The following is a 20752-nucleotide window of genomic DNA, read 5'->3' as shown; positions in this document are numbered from 1 at the left end:
CCTATGCGCTCTCGTTCAACGGTTATCACATCGACACCGATCATAGAGAGCAACTGTGCAGCGAAGATGGGGGAAATGCGGAGAAAATGTGAATGTTGCAACCGTGGCGTGCACAGACATGGCGCGCGCGCGAAAATACGGGCCGTGCCGCAGCATCGTCGCGCTTCATGCGCGGCTGACGGGCTCAACCTTCGGGCCGCACTGCGCCGCTTCTCAATCTGCTTTTCGCCGCCCTTCCGACCCAACCTCTAACCCAACGACCCGATCCGCGCATGAGAGTCGGCATTACATCGAAACTCTTCTTCGCCATCTCGGCGGCCTGCATTCTGGTTGCGGTCGCGATGGGCGTGGCGGTGCGCTGGAGTTTCGAGCGCGGCTTTGTCGCCTACTTGAGTGGGCAAAACGCAGCGGGCGCCGCCAAGCTGACTAGCGAACTCGAACATGGCTACGCGCAGCACGGCAACTGGGATTTCCTGCGTGACGATCCGAGCGCGTGGTATGCGCTGATCAAGGACATTCCGATGAGTCCTCGCGCCGACGATCCCTCGCTGCCTGGGCCGAACCACGGAGGCCTGCCGCCCCCGGATCGCCAGTCCACCGGCGGCGCCCCGCCCGGCGACTTCGCGGGACCGCCACCGGGCGCCCCTCCCGGGCCGCCGCCCGACATGCCCCCGGCGGGGTCGAGCCAAGGCCCGGGCCCCGAACGCACGCCGCCGATGACGCTCTACGATGCCCAACTGCACCGTATCGCGAGCAACGGACCGCCTCCGCCGCCCGACGCGCGCCGCAGTCCTTTGACAGTGGACGGCAAGGTGGTCGGCTGGCTGTCGATCGCATCGCCGGAGAATCTGCTCTATGCCGCCGACCGTCAGTTCCAGGCGCAACAGGTCCGCGCAACGTGGATCATCGTGGGCTTCGCCGCGCTGCTCGCGGCCGGCGTCGCGAGCGTCCTCGCCCGCCTCTTCATCGCGCCGACGAGGCGTCTCGTGCTCGCCACGCACCGCCTCGCGAGCGGCGACTACGCAACGCGCGTGCCCGAAGCGGGCGGCGACGAACTCCATCAACTCGCGACCGATTTCAATCGGCTGGCCACTTCGCTCGAAGCGGCCGAGCGCAGCCGGCGCGACTTCATCGCCGACATTTCGCACGAATTGCGCACGCCGCTCGCGGTGCTGCGCGGCGAACTGGAAGCGATCGAGGACGGCGTGCGCAGTCTCGATGCGACGACCCTAGCCTCGCTGCAATCGGAAGTCGCGATGCTGAGCCAGTTGATCGACGATTTGTACGAACTCTCGCTCGCCGATATCGGCGCGCTCTCGTTCGAGAAGGTGCTGGTCAACGTCGCTCCGCTCGTCGAGGGCGCCGCCGAGACGTTCAGGGAACGGCTAGGCGCCAAAGACATCGCGTTGGAAACCGACTTCGGCGCCGCGCCCGCGTTGATGTCCGCCGATCCGCACCGGCTCACGCAACTGATGAAGAACCTGCTCGAAAACTCGTTGCGCTACACCGACCCGGGCGGCAAGGTCCGCGTCGCCGTCACGGCCGAAGCGGAGCAACTTCAGATCGACGTGCAGGACTCCTACCCCGCCGTGCCCGAACCGTTGCTGCCGCATCTGTTCGACCGGCTCTTTCGCGTCGACGCCTCGCGCAGCCGCCAAAGCGGCGGCGCGGGCTTAGGGCTGGCGCTGTGCCGGCATATCGTGCGCGAACACGGCGGCACCATCACGGCCTCGCGTTCGCCGTTAGGCGGCCTATGGATCATGGCCCGCTTTCCCATCGTCAAACCACCCCATGACTGACCGTCTCTTGCGCCCTTCCATCCTGATCGTCGAAGACGAGCCCAAGCTGTCCGCGCTGCTCAGCGACTACCTGCGCACGGAGGGCTACGACCCGACGGTCATCGCCGACGGCCTCGCGGTCATCCCCCACCTGCGCACGCGAATGCCCGCGCTGGTTCTGCTCGACCTGATGCTCCCGGGGCGCGGCGGACTCGAAATCTGCCGCGAATTGCGCACGTTTTCGAACGTGCCGGTGATCATCCTCACGGCGCGCGTCGATGAGATCGACCGGCTGCTCGGCCTCGAGCTCGGCGCCGACGACTACGTGTGCAAGCCGTTCAGCCCGCGCGAAGTCGTGGCGCGGGTGAAGGCCATTCTGCGACGCGTCGAAAACGTCGAGAACGCGACACGCTCGGGCCATCCGGCGCCTTCGCCGTTCGAGATCGACGTCGAGCGTCACGTCGCGCGTCTCGACGACCGCGATCTCAATCTGACGCCGATCGAATTGCGCTTGCTGTCTCTGCTGCATTCAACGCCGGGCCGTATCTATCCGCGCGATCTCCTGCTGCGCAGCTTGTACGACGATCACCGCGTCGTCGCCGACCGCACCGTCGACACGCACGTCAAGAATCTGCGGCGCAAGCTGCAGGCGGTGCGCCCGGAGCAGGACATGATCCGCTCGATCTACGGGGTGGGTTATCGGCTTGAACGCGATCCGGTGCAAAGCGACGCGGAAGGTTCGAACGATTGAGGGTTAAGACGCTGTAACGAAGCCGTGATGATCGCCCGAAGGTCTTCGCCTACATTGGGGGAAGGCGCGCCACTCAAAAAAGCGCCGTTCAACCCAGGGCTAACCATGACCTTCGACAGACACTTCTCGCGTCGCCGTTTTCTGACCACGTCGCTCGCGCTCGGCACAGCGCTTCAATTTCCACTCAGAAGCGAAGCCGCGCAAACGCAAGACACGGGACTATGCAGGCTCACCGCCGAGCAGGAAGTCGGGCCGTACTATCTCGAAGACAACTTGCTTCGCAGCGATATCACTGAAGGAAAAGCAGGCGTTCCTTTGACTCTCGATATCGCGATCATAGATAAGCGCCACTGTGCGCCGCTTGCCAACGCGATCGTCGACATCTGGCATTGCGACGCGCTCGGCGTTTATTCGGGCTTTACGAAACTCGGCGGCAATCAACCCGCCCCTGCCCCTGCTCCTACCGTGCCGCCCGGCCCGCCGCCGGCTGGATGGGGAGATGCTTCTCACGGCTTCGCTCACGACGGTCCGCCCCCTGGTCCGCCGCCGCAAAGCATGCCCACCGACAAGCTCACTTTTCTGCGCGGCATTCAACGCACGGATAACCGCGGCAACGTCACGTTTCGCACGATCGTTCCGGGGCTTTATGCGGGACGCACGAATCACATCCACTTCAAGGTGCGCGTGCAGGACACGTCGCTTGCTGGGGAGCACGTGTCGCACGTTGGGCAGGTGTTCTTTTCGGAGGAGTTGATGGTGCGATTAATGCGCGCTGACCCGTATCGTCGCAATACGGTTGCGCGCACGACGCAAAGCGAGGACCCGGTCTTCGCGCATCAGCACGGCGACGCGGCCATCGCGCGAACGAGCGCGCTGCATGGCGAGGCTTATGAGCAAGGCATGCGGGCGCAGGTCATTGCGGTCGTTGATCCGGACGCGACGCCGCAGCCGGTCGACGCTCTTCATCCAAGCTGGAAGTAGCGCTCCAGTGCCTCTACGTGGTCGGTCGCGACGATAGCGCCAATGTAGCCATCGGGACGCACGAGTACCCAATCGCCAGCGTCCACCGCGTAGGCGTCGCGGAAATGGCCGCCATCATCGATGACGTCGCCACGATCGCCGAACGTATGAATGTGCAGGCCCGCGCGTGGCGCGACCCGATCGCGGCTGGCGCCATAGCCGAAGAGGGTCCAGTGCGTACCCTTCAACAGGTCGAAGACACGCGTTGAATGCCCGCTTATCCGGCGAATTGGAGCATCGGGTGCACGCTCGCCGGCACGCAGACCTGCCAGTCGTCCAGGACATTCCAGCGCGAGCGAAGAGTCAGGGTAGCCAATGTCGAGCTGTTGCACTTCGCGGCCTCGCCGGTTATCGCCGTGCTTCATCGCATCGAGAAGCCTGGAGGCCAAACCGAGCATGCCGGCCGCCACCGGCCTACGCTCCTCCTCGTAGCTATCCAGAAGCCCGACAGGCGCGCCATCGATCACCGCCGCCAGTTTCCATCCGAGGTTGTACGCATCCTGAACGCTGGTGTTGAGCCCTTGGCCTCCGGTGGGAGGATGCGTGTGCGCGGCGTCACCAACGAGAAACACGTGGCCATCGCGGTAGCGATCGGCGAGGCGCGCATTCATCTTGTATGCGGATGCCCAGGACACCGATTCGACGTGTATGTCATCGCGGCCTGTACGCAAGTGAACCATCGCGGAGAGCCCGCCGGCTGAAAGGTCAACGTCTCCTTCCAGAGCGACAGGCGCCTGTATCTGGAACATTTCCGTTCCCGCGAGGGGACATATTGCGAGTTGCCGCTCCATGGAACCTTCGTTGAAGCGATGCCAGACATTGCGGTCCAGACCCGAGAGAAAGACGTCGGCAACGATGGCGCGCACCCCCAGTGTTTTGCCTGGAAACCCGATAGAGACCGCGTTGCGTACAAAGCTGCGACCGCCATCGGCGCCAACCAGAAAACGCGCCTGAATGATCCGTTCGCCAGTTTGAGTGGCGAACCGGGCCATTACGCCATCTTCGCTCTGCTTCATTCCTACCAGCTCGCAGCCGTATTCCACCTGATGGCCGAGTTCAGCGAGCCGCTCGCGCATCACTGACTCGGACAAAAACTGCGGAACGAGCAGCGGCGAACGATACGGTTCAGACGGCGTTGGCCCTTCGTTCGCGTCGGCGTCCGAATCGGCGTAGCTGCCGTCTTCGCGATATTCGCGCTGCGGCGGATACGGGCCGCCCGTCACAATCATGCGATCCACGATGCCGAGATCCTCGAAGATTTCCAGCGTCCGCGGCTGAATGCCTTTACCGCGCGAACCGCCGAACGGCGTGTCGAGCTTATCGAAGATACGGAACGACACACCGCGTCGCGCCAGCTCGATGGCCAGCGTCAAACCTGCGGCGCCCGCCCCTGAAATCACCACGTCGACAGTCGTATCTTGCGGCATCGCTTCCTCGATATGTGTAAAATGCACGGAATAGGAGGATGCTATGTCAGCACGAAAAAATGTGCAAGATGCACATATATCCAAATCGATTCGAGAATTGCATGGGGCGCTGATCAGGATCGTCAGCGTGATGAACCGCCCGAATGTGGACGAAAACATGATTCGAGAGGCGGGAATATCTCTCGATCGCGCGCTGTTTCCTCTCATCGTGGCAGTCGAGCGGTTCGGCCCGATTGGCATGGTCGATCTAGCGGGAAGGGTCGGCCGTGACCACACCACGATCAGCCGTCAGGTGGCGAAACTGGAAAGCCTGGGTTTAGTCGAGCGTCGAGCGGGCGCTAACGACGGCCGCGTTCGACAAGTCATCGTGACACCGAAGGGAAAGGCGATGACGGACGCGGTCGACGCAGCCCGTGATCGTCTTGGGCAAACGCTGTTTATCGATTGGGAGCGTCAGGAAGTCGATGAACTCGTGCGCCTCATGCGAAAGTTCGCCGAGGACATCGAGGCCCACACATCGGGAACCGGACCGTAAACATGACGCCGGTAGCGATGCCGTAAACGGAAAAAGGGGTTACAAGATGACATCTTGTAACCCCTTGATTTCTTTGGTCGGAGCGAAAGGATTCGAACCTTCGACCCTCTGATCCCAAATCAGATGCGCTACCAGGCTGCGCTACGCTCCGACGAATCGTGGATTCTAGCCTGACCGCATCTCCCCAGTCAATCGCGAATTCCATCTTCACGGCGCGGCGAGCGGCCGATATAGTCTGAGCCCATCATCTTGGTGCATGCACAACGGAGCCGACCATGAATCTCATCCTATGGCGCCACGCCGAAGCCGAAGACGCCGCGTCGAGCGACCTCGCCCGCCAGCTCACCCCTCGCGGGCGCAAACAGGCGCTGACGGTCTCCAAATGGCTGCGCAATCGTCTCGAGCCGGATGCCGTGATCCTGGTCAGCCCCGCCGCGCGCACCGTGCAAACCGTCGAGCCGCTGACGGACCAATACCGCGTCGTGAAGGAAGTCGCGCCCGGCGCGAGCATGCAGGACGTGCTGGAGGCCGCGGCCTGGCCCAGCGGCATCGCGTCGACGGTCGTCATCGTCGGCCATCAGCCCACGCTCGGACGCGTCGCTTCGTTCCTGGTGACGGGCCACGAGACCGACTGGACCATCAAGAAAGGCGGTCTCTGGTGGCTCTCCAAGCGCGAGCGCAATGGCGACGATCAAGTGATCGTACGTGCTGTCATATCTCCCGACCTTGCATGAAAGGGATGTGTCGGCATGACAACATGTCATCCGAAAGACATGGATTTGCCACGCAAAAGTCATCCCTGATTACTACATTGGCGGGAACGTTGCATCCGACCAATCTCGATCAGGAAGACTCATGCGAGAACTGCCGACGCCTGACCTGCCCCTCGCTTCGATCCCCGTCGATTCCCGCCGCCGTCTGCCGCGCGCAGAAGAGACGGTCACCGCGCAGCATCGCCTGCAAGTGGCCTGGGCGCGTACCGAAGAGGAGCTTCGCGAAGCACAGCGGCTGCGCTACCGCGTCTTCGCCGATGAAATGGGCGCGCAAGTCGCCGGCCCCGCCGGCCTTGACGTCGACTCCTTCGACGCCTACTGCGACCACCTGCTCGTGCGCGATCTCGACACGCTCAAAGTGGTCGGCACCTATCGCGTGCTGCCGCCGCACCAGGCCGCCCGCATCGGCCGCCTTTACGCGGAAAGCGAATTCGATCTGTCGCGCCTGACGCACCTGCGCTCGAAGATGGTCGAAGTGGGCCGCTCGTGCGTGCACCCGGACTATCGCAGCGGCTCGGTGATCATGTCGCTGTGGGGCGGTCTCGGCGCGTACATGACGCAAAACGGCTACGAAACGATGCTCGGCTGCGCGAGCGTGCCGATGGCCGACGGCGGCCACTTCGCGGCGAACCTCTACTGCTCGCTGCGCGACCAGTCTCTGACGGCGCCGGAATACCGCGCGTTCCCGCACACGCCGCTGCCGGTCGACGAGCTGCAAACGGGCGCGCAAGTCGCCCCGCCGCTGCTGATCAAAGGCTACCTGCGTCTTGGCGCGAAGATTTGCGGCGCGCCGGCCTGGGACCCCGACTTCAACTGCGCTGATTTCCTGACGCTGTTCCGCTTGTCGGACATCAACGCGCGCTACGCCCGCCACTTCCTCGGCGACGCACTGCCGCGCTAGTAACGTCCTGCGCAGCGTTGCATGGGGCAGAAGTCGGTGCTGAAGCACTAGCTCCTGCCTACAGAAAAAGCCCGGTTGCTTCAACGCAACCGGGCTTCGTTATTCGCTATCGAGCAACGTCGGAGCAATGTCGCTTACTGGTCGTCCGTATAGACCACGCGATACGGAATGCCAACCTTTTCCCACTCGGCCGCTTCCTGGATCAAGCTGTAATCGGTCAGCGGATTGTTCGCGACCCACTCGTTCGGCACCCTCACTTCATAGCCGCCGTTCGCCTGCGCGACCAGAATGCCGGGCAGCCCGACATCGGTCCGCCGCCGGCACAGCAGCGCAGCAAGACGCAGGCAGAACAGCAACGGCCACTCGACGTCGCGCGATTGCGACAGCTTGCCGAGCTTGCCCGCGTGACCCAGCACGAGCGCGGCAAGACGCGCCTGATCGGTGCGCGAGAAGCCGGGCATATCGGCGTTGCTCGCGATGTATGCCGAGTGCTTGTGATACGAGCTGTGCGAAATCGATAGCCCGATCTCGTGCAACGCCGCAGCCCAAGCGACGAACATGCGGTTTTCCTCGGCGATTTCGGCGTCCGGTTCCTTCAGTTGATCGTAGAAACCGAGCGCGAGGTCGCGGATGCGATCGGCCTGCGGGCGATCGATGCCGTAGCGCCGCATGAAGCCTTCGACCGTGACCGCGCGCATGTCCTCGTGTTGCGACCGCCCGAGCAGGTCGTACAGGACGCCGAGGCGCAACGCGCCGTCGGTGGTATCGACATAGTCGACACCCAGCTCTTCGAACACCGCCAGCATGATCGACAGACCGCCAGCCAGCACGGGCACGCGGTCCGGCTTCAGCGCGATGAGCTTGAGCCGATTGACGTTCTCGGCCTTGATGAGCGCACGCTTGAGCCGCTCGAGGCCGCCGCGCGAAATCCCGTGCGTGATGCCGGAGTCATTGAAGCCGTTGGCCTCGACCAGTTCGGCCAGCGCCCGCGCGGTGCCCGACGAGCCGATCGCCTGATCCCAGCCGGTCTGCTTGTACTCGCTCGAGATGATCTGAATCTCGCGCTTGGCCGCGAGTTCGGCCTGCCGCATCGTGTATTCGTCGACGTTGCCCGCCGGAAAGAACGCGCGGCTGTGGCTCACGCAGCCGATATAGAGGCTCTCCATGTGGAGCGGCGTGTAGTGCGAGCCGATGATGAATTCGGTCGAGCCGCCGCCGATGTCGACGACGAGCCGCTTGCCCGAGATCGCCGGCACCGAATGCGCGGCGCCCGCATAAATCAGGCGCGCCTCTTCGCGGCCTGCGATCACTTCGATCGGAAAGCCGAGCGCCGCTTCGGCCTCGACGAGAAATTCGCGCGCGTTTTTCGCCACGCGCAGCGTGTTGGTCGCGACCGCCCGCACGTGATCGGGATGGAAATCGCGCAGACGCTCGCCGAAGCGCTTGAGCGCGTCCCATGCGCGCACTTGCGACGCGCGGTCGAGCAGCTTGTCCGCCGACAGCCCTGCCGCGAGCCGCACCGGTTCGCGCAACGCGTCGACTTGATAGATTTGACTGCCGGCTGGTGTCTCCTCGACGCGTCCGACGATAAGCCGGAAGCTGTTCGAGCCGAGATCGACGGAGGCCAGAAGATGTGGTGTTGTAACCATCGGGTAAAGGGGCTCCGTTCGCGAACGCGACTTTGCCCGTGACGTTGGGGCGCTAGCGCGATTCAAAGACGCCATTTTAAGCATAGTGCCCCCGTAGTGCCATGCGTGACGAATCATGTGCGAGCGATCGCCAAATACCGATCTCCCTGTCTCAAATTAGATGAATTACCGCGTAAAATTGATGACAACGAGTACGTCACGAGCCTGTCACCAAATTGTGAGAATTTCCGAGCGACCTTTCGAAGCCCCCATCGAACCCTCCTTCAACCTGCAAATGTCCCAACGCTACCCGCTTCTGAATCGCGAGCTGGGCATTTTGGGTTTCAACGAGCGCGTACTTTCACAAGCGGCCGACCCGTCGGTCCCCTTGCTCGAACGGCTGCGCTTCATCTGTATCACGAGCAGCAACCTCGACGAATTCTTCGAAGTCCGCATGGCCGGACTGCAGGAGCAGATGCGCGACAACCCCGGCACGCTGTCGCCGGACGGCATGTCGCTCCAACACGTGTATGACCTTGTCGTAGAGCGTGCGCAAAAGCTGGTGCACCGTCAGTACGCGATGCTGCACGACACGGTTCTTCCGGCGCTCGAACAGGAAGGCATCTACTTCCACGGCACCGACATGTGGAACGAGGCGCAGACCGAATGGGCGCGCCACTATTTCTTCAACGAGCTGCTGCCGGTGCTGACGCCGATCGGCCTCGATCCTGCGCACCCTTTTCCGCGGGTGCTGAACAAGAGCCTGAACTTCGCGATCGAGCTTGAGGGCAAGGACGCGTTCGGCCGGCAAGCGGTAATGGGCATCGTGCAAGCGCCGCGCGCGCTGCCGCGCCTCGTGCGCATGCCGCAGGAGCTGTCGGGTTTCGCGCACGGCTTCGTGCTGCTGAGCTCGCTGATGCAGCGCTTCGTCAACGAGCTGTTCCCGAACCTCGTCGTGCGCAGCTGCAACCAATTCCGCATCACACGCAACAGCGAACTGTTCGTCGACGAGGACGAAATCACGAACCTGCGTGTCGCGCTGCAGGGCGAATTGCCTGCGCGCCATCTGGGCAACGCGGTGCGGCTCGAAGTGTCTGCTGAAACGCCGCCGTATTTGGTGAAGCGGCTGCTCGACGAGAGCGGCCTCAGCGAAAAGGATTGTTATCGTGTCGACGGTCCCGTCAATCTCGTGCGCCTGATGCAGTTGCCCGAGATGGTCGACCGGCCGGACCTGAAATTCGTCCCGCATATTCCGGCGATTGCGTCCTCGATCGCGAATTCGGCGAACCTGTTCGATGCGATCGACCAGGGCGACATCCTGCTGCATCACCCGTACGAGAGCTTCCAGCCGGTTCTCGAATTGCTGCTGCAAGCGGCGAAAGACCCGAACGTCGTCGCGATCAAGCAGACGATCTACCGCACCGGCACTGATTCGCCGCTGATGGACGCGCTCATGCAGGCGGCGCGCAACGGCAAGGAAGTGACGGTCGTCGTCGAACTGCTCGCGCGCTTCGACGAGGAAACCAACATCAACTGGGCCGCGCAGCTCGAAGCAGTGGGCGCGCATGTGGTGTACGGCGTCGTCGGTCACAAGTGCCACGCGAAGATGGTCCTGATCGTGCGGCGCGTGACGGCCGGCGGCAAGTCGGTACTCAAGCGCTACGTGCACCTCGGCACCGGCAACTACCATCCGCGCACTGCACGGCTCTACACTGACTTCGGCGTGTTAACCGCCGACCAGAAAATCTGCGAGGACGTGCATCACGTGTTCCAGCAGCTGACCGGCATCGGTGGTGAATTGTCGTTGAACGAGTTGTGGCAGTCGCCGTTCACGCTGCATCCGCGGCTCGTCGAAGCGATTCGCGCCGAAGCCGAAAACGCTCGCGCGGGCAAGAAAGCGCGCATAGTCGCGAAGATGAATGCGCTGCTCGAACCGACGATCATCGCCGAGCTATACGAAGCGTCGCAGGCGGGCGTGAAGATCGATTTGATCGTGCGCGGCGTATGCTCGTTGCAGCCGGGCGTGGCCGGTCTGTCGGAGAACATCACGGTGCGCTCCATCGTCGGGCGCTTCCTCGAGCATCATCGGATTTTCTATTTCTACGCGGACGGCGCGGAAAACGTCTATCTGTCGAGCGCCGACTGGATGGATCGCAACTTCTTCCGTCGCGTCGAAGTCGCGTTCCCGATCAAGAACCGGCGCCTGAAGCGCCGCGTGATCGCGGAAGGCTTGTCGGCGTTCATCGGCGACAACCAATGCGCGTGGATCATGCAAAGCGACGGGCACTATCGGCGCCGGCGGCCGGGCAAGTCGATACGCAACGCGCAACTCAACTTGCTCGCCAAGTTCTGTTCGTAACGGGGAGCGCGCGGCTTACGCGTGCGTCGTCTGATGGCGCATCGAGCGCTGCGCGGGGAAACGCACCGTGAACGTGCTGCCGCGCCCTTCCTCGCTCTTCACATCGAGCACCGCGTCGTGCCGCTGCAGCACGTGCTTGACGATCGCGAGCCCTAGCCCGGTGCCGCCCGTATCGCGCGAACGGCTTCGGTCGACGCGATAGAACCGCTCGGTCAGGCGCGGAATGTCCGCGGCAGGAATGCCGAAACCACTGTCCGTCACCGAAAACACCGCGCTGTTGCCGACCATCCGCCAGTCGACGTGGATCGTGCCGCCGTCCGGCGTATAGCGGATCGCGTTCGTCACCAGATTGCCGAGCGCGCTCAGGATTTCCGTCTCGACGCCCTTGAGGGTCAGCGTCTCGTCGACATTGAACGTGATCCGATGCCGGTCGCCGGAGAGCGTCGCCGCGTCTTCGCGCAAATGCCGCACCACCGAACCCATGTCGATGACGTGATCGCTCGGCGGCTTGTTGTCGCCTTCGAGCTTCGCGAGCACGAGCAAGTCGTCGACGATGTGCCGCATGCGCGACGCCTGCTGTTCCATCAGTTCGAGATAGCGTGCGCGCTCTTCCTCGCCGAGAGGCAACTCGCGCATCGTCTCGAGAAAGCCCGACAGCACGGTGAGGGGCGTCTTCAATTCATGCGACACGTTCGCGACGAAATCGCGCCGCATCGAATCGGTGCGCTCGAGCTCCGTAATGTCCTGAGACAGGATGAGCTTGCGATTCTCGCCATACGGAAACACCTGCACAGACAGCACGTTCTGGCGCTTGTCGCCCATGCCGCGCATGATCAGCATTTCCTCGTAGTGCTGCGAATTCAGATAGCGGACGAACTCAGGGCGGCGTACGAGGTGAGTCACGTGCTGACGCAAATCGCGTTTTGCGTCGAGACCGAAGTGCTCCTCGGAGATCGCGTTGCACCACTCGATCTGATCGTGGTCGTCGAGCATCGCGACACCGTTCGGCGACGCCTGGATCGCTTGAATGAAACGCGAGTGCTGTTGCTCGACTTGCCGCACCTGCGCGTGCCAGCGTTTCGCGAGCTTGTGCAGCCGATAGTAGATTTCGCCCCAGACGCCCGGTGCACTCGGCACCTCGCCGTAAACGGGCGCATCGAGCAGACGCCAGAGGCGCTGCGTGTGATAGAGCGCAAAGACACCCTGAGCGACCAGCGCGATCACCGCGAGTATCAACGCCGCCTTGACGCCGGCGAATGCGCCGAGCGCCACGCACAGAACAGCAAGCAGCACGAGCGACACAATCGAGCGCGCCCAAATGATGTTCATGTGTGTAGAAGTCCCGCGATCGAGAGGAAGACGCACGCCGTGACAGAACATCACGGCGGATGAAATCGACGCCGCCGGCTAACCCCGGCCGACGGCTGAATCCAACGCTGATTCCAACACGCTAGGCAGCGGTCGTTTAAGCGCTCTTCGCGAGCCGGTAGCCGCTGCCACGCACCGTTTCAATCATAGCATCGCAGCCAGCGGGCTTGAGCGCGGCGCGCAGCCGCTTGATGTGCACGTCGACGGTGCGTTCCTCGACGAACACGTGATCGCCCCACACCTGGTCGAGCAATTGCGTACGGCTGTGCACGCGCTCCGGATGGGTCATGAAGAAGTGCAGCAGACGGAATTCCGTCGGGCCGAGATCGAGCTTGATCTCGCTGCCTTCCGCGTGCGCGGCGACGCGATGCGTGGCCGGATCGAGCTTCAGGCCATTGATCGCGACCACGTCCTCGGTCAACTGCGGCGCGCGGCGGCGCAGCACCGCCTTGATGCGCGCCATCAGCTCCTTCGGCGAGAACGGCTTCGTCACGTAGTCGTCGGCGCCGATTTCGAGGCCGAGCACCTTGTCCTGCTCATCGCCGCGCGCGGTCAGCATGATGATCGGAATGTGCTTGGTGCGCTCGTTGTTGCGCAGATCGCGTGCGAACGCGATACCTGACTTACCCGGCAACATCCAGTCGAGCAGGACGAGATCGGGCAGCACATCGCTGATCAGGGTCTGCGCCTGCTCGGCGTTGTACGCGCGAATCGCGCAATGTCCCGCGTGCTGAAGATTCACCGAAATCAGTTCGGAAATCGCGGGCTCATCTTCAATGACGAGAATGCTGCTGGGCATCGGCACCTCTGTACCTTTTTAGCTGAGAGCTTCACGCTCGAGCGCGTCGCGCGACTTATGCCGCACGTCCGTGCCCTTCACGATGTAGATGATGAATTCGGCGATGTTCTTCGAGTGATCGCCGATCCGCTCGATCGCCTTCGCGATGAACAGGAACTCGAGCCCCGCCGAAATCGTGCGCGGGTCTTCCATCATGTAGGTGACGAGCTTGCGCACGAAGGCGCGGAATTCCTCGTCGATCGCCTTGTCGTCGCGCACGATCTGCGCGGCGGCCACGGTATCGAGGCGCGCGAACGCATCGAGCGCGCGGCGCAGGATCGATACGGCCATGTCGCCCGACACCTTGATCTCGGAGATGTTGACCGTGCGCGACGCGCCGTCTTCCATCAGGCGCTTCACGCGCTTGGCGATCTTTTCGGCTTCGTCGCCGGCGCGCTCGAGATTGGTGATCGTCTTGGAGATTGCGAGCAGCAAACGCAGGTCGCGCGCAGCCGGCTGACGGCGCGCGATGATGTTGCTGCATTCCTCGTCGATCTCGACTTCCATCGCGTTCAGGCGCTCTTCCGCGGCGATCACCTGATCGGCCACTTCGGCGTCGAATTCGTTGAGGGCCTGCATCGCGTGGGTGATCTGCGATTCGACGAGGCCGCCCATTTCGAGCACCTTCGAAGAGACCAGGTTCAGATCGGCGTCGAATTGGCTCGACAGGTGTTTATCGGACATGATGAGCTCCCGCGGTCTTAGTTTTTGCCTCAGCCGAAGCGGCCGGTAATGTAATCCTCGGTTTCCTTGCGGACCGGCTTGATAAAGATCTTTTCCGTATCGCCGAACTCGATCAATTCACCGAGATACATATAGGCAGTGTAGTCCGAACAACGCGCCGCCTGCTGCATGTTGTGCGTCACGATCACGACCGTGTAGTCGCTCTTCAACTCTGCAATCAGCTCTTCGATGCGGCCCGTCGAGATCGGGTCGAGCGCCGAGCACGGCTCGTCGAGCAGCAGCACTTCCGGACGGATCGCAATGCCGCGCGCGATGCACAGACGCTGTTGCTGGCCGCCCGAGAGGCCGTAGCCGCTCTGGTTCAGCTTGTCCTTCACTTCGTTCCAGAGCGCCGCTTTGGTGAGCGCCCACTCGACGCGGTCGTCCATCTCCGAGCGCGGCAGCGTCTCGAACATCTTCACGCCGAACGCGATGTTGTCGTAGATCGACATCGGGAACGGCGTCGGCTTCTGGAACACCATGCCGATACGCGCACGCAACAGCGAGATGTCGCGCTTGGTCGTCAGCAGGTTTTCGCCGTCCATCATGATCTCGCCCTCGGCCCGCTGTTCCGGGTAGAGCGCATACATCTTGTTGAACGTGCGCAACAGCGTGGACTTGCCGCAGCCCGACGGGCCGATGAACGCCGTCACCTTCCCTTCCGGAATGTGCAGGTTGATGTTCTTCAGCGCGTGGTACTTGCCGTAGAAGAAGTTCAAGTTGTTGACTTCGATCTTCGGCGTGATCGGCGCAAGCGGACGGCCGTGGGTCGCGGTGTCGAAACCGGCCGGCGCCGTGGCGCGTTCGATGGGGTTCAGGTGGCTCTCTGCCATATTCATCGGATTGCTCCGCCGTTACTTGTTCGAAAACATCACGCGCGCCAGGATATTCAGACCCAGCACACCCAATGTAATGAGGAACACACCCGCCCACGCAAGCGACTGCCACTGCGCGAACGGACTCATTGCGAATTTGTAGATCGTGACCGGCAAGTTCGCGATCGGCTGATTCATGTTCAGCGAGAAGAACTGATTCGACAGCGCCGTGAAGAGCAGCGGCGCGGTTTCGCCCGCGATACGCGCGATCGCCAGCAGCACGCCCGTCACGATGCCGCCCACCGACGCCTTCAGCGTGATCGACAGAATCATCTTCCACTTCGGCGTGCCGAGCGCGAAAGCCGCTTCGCGCAGCGCGTTCGGCACGAGCTTCAGCATGTTCTCGGTGGTGCGGATCACGATCGGAATCTGCAGCAGCGCGAGCGCGATCACACCGGCCCAGCCGCTGAAGTTGCCCATCTTCGCGACGACGATCGCATACACGAACAGACCGACGACGATCGACGGCGCCGACAGCAGGATGTCGTTGATGAAGCGCGTGATCTGCGCGAGCCAGCCCTTCTGCCCGTACTCGGCCAGATAGACGCCGGCGAGAATGCCGATCGGCGTGCCGACGACCGTCGCGAGCACGACGAGCATCAAGCTGCCGACGATCGCATTCGCGAGACCGCCACCATCGGTGTTCGGCGGCGGCGTCGACTGCGTGAACAGTTCGATCGACAAACCGCCGACGCCGAGGCGCAGCGTCGTGTAAAGAATCCACACGAGCCAGATCAGGCCGAAGGCCATCGCCGCGAGCGACATCGTCAGCGCGAGCGCGTTGGTCGCACGGCGGCGCTTTTGCAAGCGGTTGCGCACCGCTTCGAGTTGTTCCGGGCTCGCCGAGCCCGGCATTTTCATGGACGGCGTGTTCATTTCGCGCCCTCGCTCTTTTCGAGGCGCAGAAGCATCAGCTTCGAGATCGCCAGCACGATGAACGTAATCACGAACAGGATCAGGCCGAGCTCCATCAGCGCCGACGTATGCAGGCCGGGGCTCGCTTCCGCGAATTCGTTCGCGAGCGCCGACGTGATGCTGTTGCCGGGCGAGAACAGCGACACGTTGTCGAGCAGGTTCGTGTTACCGATCACGAACGTGACCGCCATCGTCTCGCCGAGCGCGCGGCCGAGGCCGAGCATCACGCCGCCGATCACACCGGTCTTGGTGAACGGCAGCACGATCTTCCACATCACTTCCCAGGTCGTGCAACCGATTCCATACGCCGACTCCTTGAGAAGCACCGGCGTCACTTCGAACACGTCGCGCATCACCGAAGCGATGTACGGGATGATCATGATCGCGAGGATCACGCCCGCGCACAGAATACCGATGCCGATCGGGGGGCCCTGAAAGAGCGCGCCCACAACCGGAATCGGGCCGAGCACGTGGCCGATCGGCTTTTCGAAGTACTCAGCGAAGATCGGCGCGAACACGAGCAGACCCCACATGCCGTACACGATCGACGGAATCGCGGCGAGCAGCTCGATCGCGATGCCGAGCGGGCGACGCAGCCAGGCGGGAGAGAGTTCGGTCAGAAAAAGCGCGATGCCGAAGCTGACGGGCACCGCGATGATGAGTGCAATGAGCGACGTGGCAACCGTGCCGTAGATGGGCACGAGCGCGCCGAAGGTGTCGCTGGGTGGATCCCAATCGGACGTCCACAGGAAGGCGAGGCCGAATTTGTGGATGGTCGGCAGCGAAGCAACGATCAGCGAGACGATGATGCCGCCGAGCAGCAGCAAGGTCACGATCGCCGAAAGTCGGGTAAGTCCGCCAAAGATGACGTCGCCGGCGGGGCTTGGCGCGCGCTGCGTCCCCTGACTGGCGGGCGGCGTCGACGCGAGGTTAATGTCGGACATTTGACCTTTTTCCTGATGCCGCGCGTCACGTACCGCACGGCCGATGCCGCAAGCCGCCCAGCCTCTTTCGAGGACTGGGCGGCGGATCACGATGTGCCGCAGTGCCGGTTCAACTGGCGCCGCGGCTGGCCGAAAGCCTTGTATTACTCAGCAACTGCCTTGCCGGAAGCGTCCTTGACCTTTGCCTTCCACTGCGTCTTGATTTCCGTCACAACCGATTCCGGCAGCGAGATGTAGTCGAGATCGTTCGCGGCTTGCGTACCGTTCTTGAACGCCCAGTCGAAGAACTTCAGCGTTTCCGTGCCTTGCTCCGGCTTGTCTTGCGTCGTGTGCAGCAGCACGAACGTCGCGCCGACGACCGGCCATGCGTCCTTGCCCGGCTCGTTCGTCAGGATCTGGTAGAACGACTTCTTCCAGTCCGCGCCAGCAGCAGCGGCCTTGAACGTTTCGGTGTCCGGCTGAACGACCGCGCCGGTCTCGTTCTTCATAGCCGTGTAGACCATGTGGTTCTGCTTCGCGTAGGCCCACTCCACGTAGCCGATTGCGCCCGGCAGACGCTGCACGAAGGCTGCGACGCCGTCGTTGCCCTTGCCGCCCGTGCCCGTCGGCCAGTTGACGGTCGTGCCTTCGCCGACCTTCGTCTTCCACTCGGGGTTCACCTTCGACAGGTAGTTCGTCCAAATGAACGACGTGCCCGAACCGTCAGCGCGACGGACCACAGCGATGTCCGTGTCAGGCAGCTTGGCGCCCGGGTTCAGCGCAGCGATCGCCGGGTCGTTCCACTTCTTGATCTTGCCCAGATAGATGTCGCCGAGCACCGGGCCCGACAGCACGATCTGGCCCGGCTTGAAGCCCGGCAGGTTGATAGCCGGCACCACGCCGCCGACGACCGTCGGGAACTGGAACAGGCCGGCCTTGGCCAGTTCGTCGTCCTTCAGCGGGGCGTCCGAGCCGGCGAAGTCAACAGTCTTCGCGTTGATCTGCTTGATACCGCCCGACGAACCGATGCCTTGGTAGTTGACCTTGCCGCCACCCGACTTCGCGTAGGCGTCGGCCCACTTCGTGTAAATCGGTGCTGCGAAGGTGCTGCCCGCGCCGGTGATGTCGGCGGCTTGCGCTGCGATCGCGAAGAGCGCGCTAGCCAAGCCAGCAAACGCGGTTTGCATCAATTTCATGAGACAACCTCCAGGTGGTGTGAGCGGTAATTTGCGACACCGCGAAGGTTAGGGCCTCTCCGTGACAGTAATATGACTATCGGTGAAGAAACTGTGACAGAAACTTTACCGACATGAAAGGAAATTAGCCGATGTTAGGCTTATGTAAGGCGAAGTTGGGTGCTGTCTGTAGAGACTAGACGATAAATCGCCTGGCGGGAAATGTGACAATCCCAAAGACGGGATTCTATATAGACAAGGTTTTGTCCGTTCTCGCATAGCTCGCTTGAAACAGACGGACGCGGCTTTCAAAAAAAGCCAATGAGCAGATGAAAGCTCATGGGGCCAGGGGTGCGACAGTTTGGCGCACTCCTGGCCCCCGCTAGCAGGCTACTTGCCGGCGCGTGTGCGCCGCTCAGGCTGTGGCTTCCTTCACCACGCGCGCGATGCTTTCCGCGTGCTGCAGCGCATCCGGGGCACGCTCGGCTTCCACCATCACGCGCAGCACCGGCTCTGTACCCGAGGCTCGAATCAACACGCGGCCCGCGCTGCCGAGCGCACGCTGCGCATCGCCAATCGCTTCCTTGATCGCATTGCTGCCCTTCCAGTCGGCGCCCGGCCGCATGCGGACATTGATAAGCGTCTGCGGAAACAGCGTGACGCCTTCGAGCAGGTCGGCGAGCGAGCGGCCGCTGCGCTTCATCGCTGCGAGCACGAGCAGCGCCGAGACGATGCCGTCACCGGTCGAATGCCGGTCGAGCGACAGGATATGCCCCGAGCCTTCCGCGCCGAGCTGCCAGCCGTGCTCGCGCAGTTTTTCGAGCACGTAGCGATCGCCGACCGCCGCGCGCACGAACTTCACGCCTTCGCGCTCGAGGGCCACTTCGACCGCCATATTCGTCATCAGCGTGCCGACCGCGCCGGGTACGTTGCCATGCGTCGCGATGCGGTCCTTGACCAGCACATACAACAGCTCGTCGCCGTTGTAGAGGCGGCCCGCCGCATCGACGACCTGCAGACGATCCGCGTCGCCGTCGAGCGCAATGCCGAGATCGGCGCGATTCGCCCGCACCGCCCGCACCAGCGCATCGGGCGCGGTGGCGCCGACGCCGTCGTTGATATTGAAACCGTTCGGCGCGACGCCGATCGGAATGACATCCGCACCGAGCTCATGGAAGACGTGCGGCGCGACGTCGTACGCGGCGCCGTGCGCGCAATCGACGACGAGCTTGATCCCACGAAGATCGAACGCCGCCGGGAAAGTGCTCTTGCAGAATTCGATGTAGCGGCCGGCGGCGTCGTCGAGCCGGCGCGCTTTGCCGAGACGTTCGGAAGGCGCGCATTCGAGCGGACCGTCGAGCTGCTTCTCGATTTCCAGTTCGACGTCGTCCGGCAGCTTATTGCCGTCGGCCGAGAAGAACTTGATGCCGTTGTCGAAATACGGGTTGTGCGAAGCGCTGATCACGACGCCGGCCGCAAGCCGCAGCGCACGTGTCAAATATGCGACGCCGGGGGTCGGCATCGGGCCGGCCAGCATCACGTCGACACCTGCCGCCGAGAAACCCGACTCGAGCGCGGCTTCGAGCATATAGCCCGAGACGCGCGTGTCCTTGCCGATCAGCACCGTGGGGCGCGTGCCCGTCTTCGCCCAGTTGTCCGCGCCGGCGAGCACCTTGCCTGCCGCATACCCAAGCCGCAACACGAAATCCGGCGTGATGGGCGCCTCGCCGACTTTGCCCCGAATGCCGTCTGTACCGAAATAGCGACGTGCCATGTTGAAAAATTCTCCTAATCGACTGACTCAGCCGCGTCGTGTCGCATCGCGCACGGCGGCCCAAATTTTCATCGCGTCCACGGTTTGCGCGACATCATGCACGCGCACGATCGCGGCGCCCCGTTCGGCCGCGCACACTGCCGCCGCGATGCTCGCCGCGACGCGCTCCGGCGCGGGACGCCCGATCACCGCCCCCAGCATCGACTTGCGCGACATGCCAGCGAGGATGGGAAACGGCCTCGCGCCGACAGTCGGACGCGGCGCCGTCTCCGGCAAATGCGCAAGCAGCGCGTAGTTATGCTCGATCGCCGACTTGCCGAATCCGAAGCCTGGATCGACGCTAATGCGCTCACGCGCGACGCCCGCCCCCATCAACGCCTTGACGCGAGCTTCGAGAAACGCGCGCACGTCGGCGACCACATCGCTATAAGACGGCTCGCCGCGCTGCATTGTCTGCGGTTCACCTAACATGTGCATTACACACAGCCCACAGCCGCTATCGCGCACCGCGTCGATAGCGCCTTCCTGCCGAAAACCCCAGATATCGTTGATCAAATCGGCCCCCGCAGCGAGCGCCTCGCGCATCACCTGCGGCTTATAGGTATCGACTGACAATGGCACGTTCGCATCGCGCAACGCCTCGATGAGCGGCACGACGCGCTCGAGTTCCTCGTCGAGCGGCACCGGAGGCGCGCCTGGGCGGGTCGATTCGCCGCCGATATCGATGATGTCCGCGCCATCCACGAGCATCTGTTCCGCTTGCCGCAGCGCTTCGCCGCGTTCGACGTAACGGCCGCCATCGGAAAACGAATCGGGCGTGACATTGAGGATGCCCATGACGAGCGGGCGTTCGAAGGTCAATGTGAACCGGCCGCATTGCAGCGGTTCGGGAACAACAGAGCTGGAGAAATCGGCGAGCGACACGACGGAGAACAAGCAGGTGGGAACTCGGATAAACGAAAAAACGGGCCGGTGTGAAATCACACCAG

General features: G+C 62.9%; 18 protein-coding genes and 1 tRNA gene. 7 read left to right on the top strand and 12 right to left on the bottom strand.

The genetic code is table 11. The features are described from left to right. The first annotated feature begins 272 nt into the window (after window positions 1-272). The 3 genes from AAHK20_RS10555 to AAHK20_RS10545 all read left to right on the top strand — a co-directional run bounded on the left by AAHK20_RS10555 (window position 273) and on the right by AAHK20_RS10545 (window position 3510). On the top strand, window positions 273-1799 hold the full coding sequence (locus AAHK20_RS10555; protein ID WP_449181399.1) for an ATP-binding protein: 1527 nt from the start codon (window positions 273-275) through the stop codon (window positions 1797-1799). Next, the gene (locus tag AAHK20_RS10550; protein ID WP_449181398.1) at window positions 1792-2529 is read left to right on the top strand and encodes a response regulator; all 738 of its coding nucleotides are present in this window, start codon (window positions 1792-1794) and stop codon (window positions 2527-2529) included. Before AAHK20_RS10555 ends, AAHK20_RS10550 begins: the two co-directional genes overlap by 8 nt. A gap of 105 nt (window positions 2530-2634) precedes the next feature. Further along, window positions 2635-3510: an intradiol ring-cleavage dioxygenase gene (locus tag AAHK20_RS10545; protein WP_449181397.1), complete on the top strand. Its 876-nt coding sequence runs from the start codon at window positions 2635-2637 to the stop codon at window positions 3508-3510. Here the strand turns inward: AAHK20_RS10545 and AAHK20_RS10540 are convergent. Then, on the bottom strand, window positions 3492-4976 hold the full coding sequence (locus AAHK20_RS10540) for an FAD-dependent oxidoreductase (protein ID WP_449181396.1): 1485 nt from the start codon (window positions 4974-4976) through the stop codon (window positions 3492-3494). The two genes, AAHK20_RS10545 and AAHK20_RS10540, sit on opposite strands and share 19 nt — an antisense overlap. A gap of 43 nt (window positions 4977-5019) precedes the next feature. On the opposite strand from AAHK20_RS10540, the gene AAHK20_RS10535 reads away from it, so the two are divergent. After that, a complete protein-coding gene (locus tag AAHK20_RS10535; protein ID WP_449181395.1) occupies window positions 5020-5511 on the top strand; it encodes a MarR family winged helix-turn-helix transcriptional regulator in 492 nt (163 codons plus the stop codon). Window positions 5512-5585: 74 nt separating this feature from the next. Here the strand turns inward: AAHK20_RS10535 and AAHK20_RS10530 are convergent. Next, window positions 5586-5662 (bottom strand) — tRNA-Pro (locus AAHK20_RS10530). Between the two features lie 124 nt (window positions 5663-5786). On the opposite strand from AAHK20_RS10530, the gene AAHK20_RS10525 reads away from it, so the two are divergent. Then, a complete protein-coding gene (locus tag AAHK20_RS10525) occupies window positions 5787-6245 on the top strand; it encodes a SixA phosphatase family protein (protein WP_449181394.1) in 459 nt (152 codons plus the stop codon). A 121-nt stretch (window positions 6246-6366) separates the two neighbouring features. Continuing rightward, window positions 6367-7185 (top strand): GNAT family N-acetyltransferase, encoded by an 819-nt coding sequence (locus AAHK20_RS10520; RefSeq protein WP_449181393.1) that lies wholly within the window; start codon window positions 6367-6369, stop codon window positions 7183-7185. Between the two features lie 134 nt (window positions 7186-7319). Here the strand turns inward: AAHK20_RS10520 and ppx are convergent, their stop codons facing one another. Next, window positions 7320-8909, bottom strand: a complete 1590-nt coding sequence (ppx, locus tag AAHK20_RS10515) for an exopolyphosphatase (protein ID WP_449181392.1) — start codon at window positions 8907-8909, stop codon at window positions 7320-7322. A gap of 199 nt (window positions 8910-9108) precedes the next feature. Here ppx and ppk1 point away from each other — a divergent pair, with 199 nt between their 5' ends. Next, window positions 9109-11172 (top strand): polyphosphate kinase 1, encoded by a 2064-nt coding sequence (ppk1, locus tag AAHK20_RS10510; protein ID WP_449181391.1) that lies wholly within the window; start codon window positions 9109-9111, stop codon window positions 11170-11172. A 15-nt stretch (window positions 11173-11187) separates the two neighbouring features. On the opposite strand, the gene phoR is transcribed toward ppk1, so the two are convergent. The 9 genes from phoR to folP form a co-directional block, all read right to left on the bottom strand. Continuing rightward, window positions 11188-12501 (bottom strand): phosphate regulon sensor histidine kinase PhoR, encoded by a 1314-nt coding sequence (gene phoR / locus AAHK20_RS10505; protein ID WP_449181390.1) that lies wholly within the window; start codon window positions 12499-12501, stop codon window positions 11188-11190. A gap of 136 nt (window positions 12502-12637) precedes the next feature. Beyond that, complete coding sequence (phoB, locus tag AAHK20_RS10500; RefSeq protein WP_137333025.1) at window positions 12638-13339, bottom strand: phosphate regulon transcriptional regulator PhoB; 702 nt, start codon at window positions 13337-13339, stop codon at window positions 12638-12640. A gap of 18 nt (window positions 13340-13357) precedes the next feature. Then, a complete protein-coding gene (phoU, locus tag AAHK20_RS10495; protein WP_449181389.1) occupies window positions 13358-14062 on the bottom strand; it encodes a phosphate signaling complex protein PhoU in 705 nt (234 codons plus the stop codon). 29 nt (window positions 14063-14091) lie between these two features. Then, a complete protein-coding gene (pstB, locus tag AAHK20_RS10490; RefSeq protein ID WP_137333027.1) occupies window positions 14092-14940 on the bottom strand; it encodes a phosphate ABC transporter ATP-binding protein PstB in 849 nt (282 codons plus the stop codon). A 15-nt stretch (window positions 14941-14955) separates the two neighbouring features. Beyond that, entirely contained in the window at window positions 14956-15852 is an 897-nt protein-coding gene (gene pstA, locus AAHK20_RS10485; protein ID WP_449181388.1) for a phosphate ABC transporter permease PstA, read from the bottom strand. Continuing rightward, the gene (gene pstC, locus AAHK20_RS10480; RefSeq protein WP_449181387.1) at window positions 15849-16835 is read right to left on the bottom strand and encodes a phosphate ABC transporter permease PstC; all 987 of its coding nucleotides are present in this window, start codon (window positions 16833-16835) and stop codon (window positions 15849-15851) included. The genes pstA and pstC overlap by 4 nt, the downstream gene beginning before the upstream one ends. A gap of 143 nt (window positions 16836-16978) precedes the next feature. Next, window positions 16979-18010, bottom strand: a complete 1032-nt coding sequence (gene pstS / locus AAHK20_RS10475) for a phosphate ABC transporter substrate-binding protein PstS (RefSeq protein ID WP_449181386.1) — start codon at window positions 18008-18010, stop codon at window positions 16979-16981. Window positions 18011-18404: 394 nt separating this feature from the next. Beyond that, window positions 18405-19763, bottom strand: a complete 1359-nt coding sequence (gene glmM / locus AAHK20_RS10470) for a phosphoglucosamine mutase (RefSeq protein WP_449181385.1) — start codon at window positions 19761-19763, stop codon at window positions 18405-18407. 27 nt (window positions 19764-19790) lie between these two features. After that, complete coding sequence (gene folP / locus AAHK20_RS10465) at window positions 19791-20687, bottom strand: dihydropteroate synthase (RefSeq protein ID WP_449181642.1); 897 nt, start codon at window positions 20685-20687, stop codon at window positions 19791-19793. Window positions 20688-20752 lie beyond the last annotated feature (65 nt).

This window comes from Trinickia camelliae, from assembly GCF_053525655.1.
This window is presented reverse-complemented; position numbering and strand designations above follow the sequence as displayed.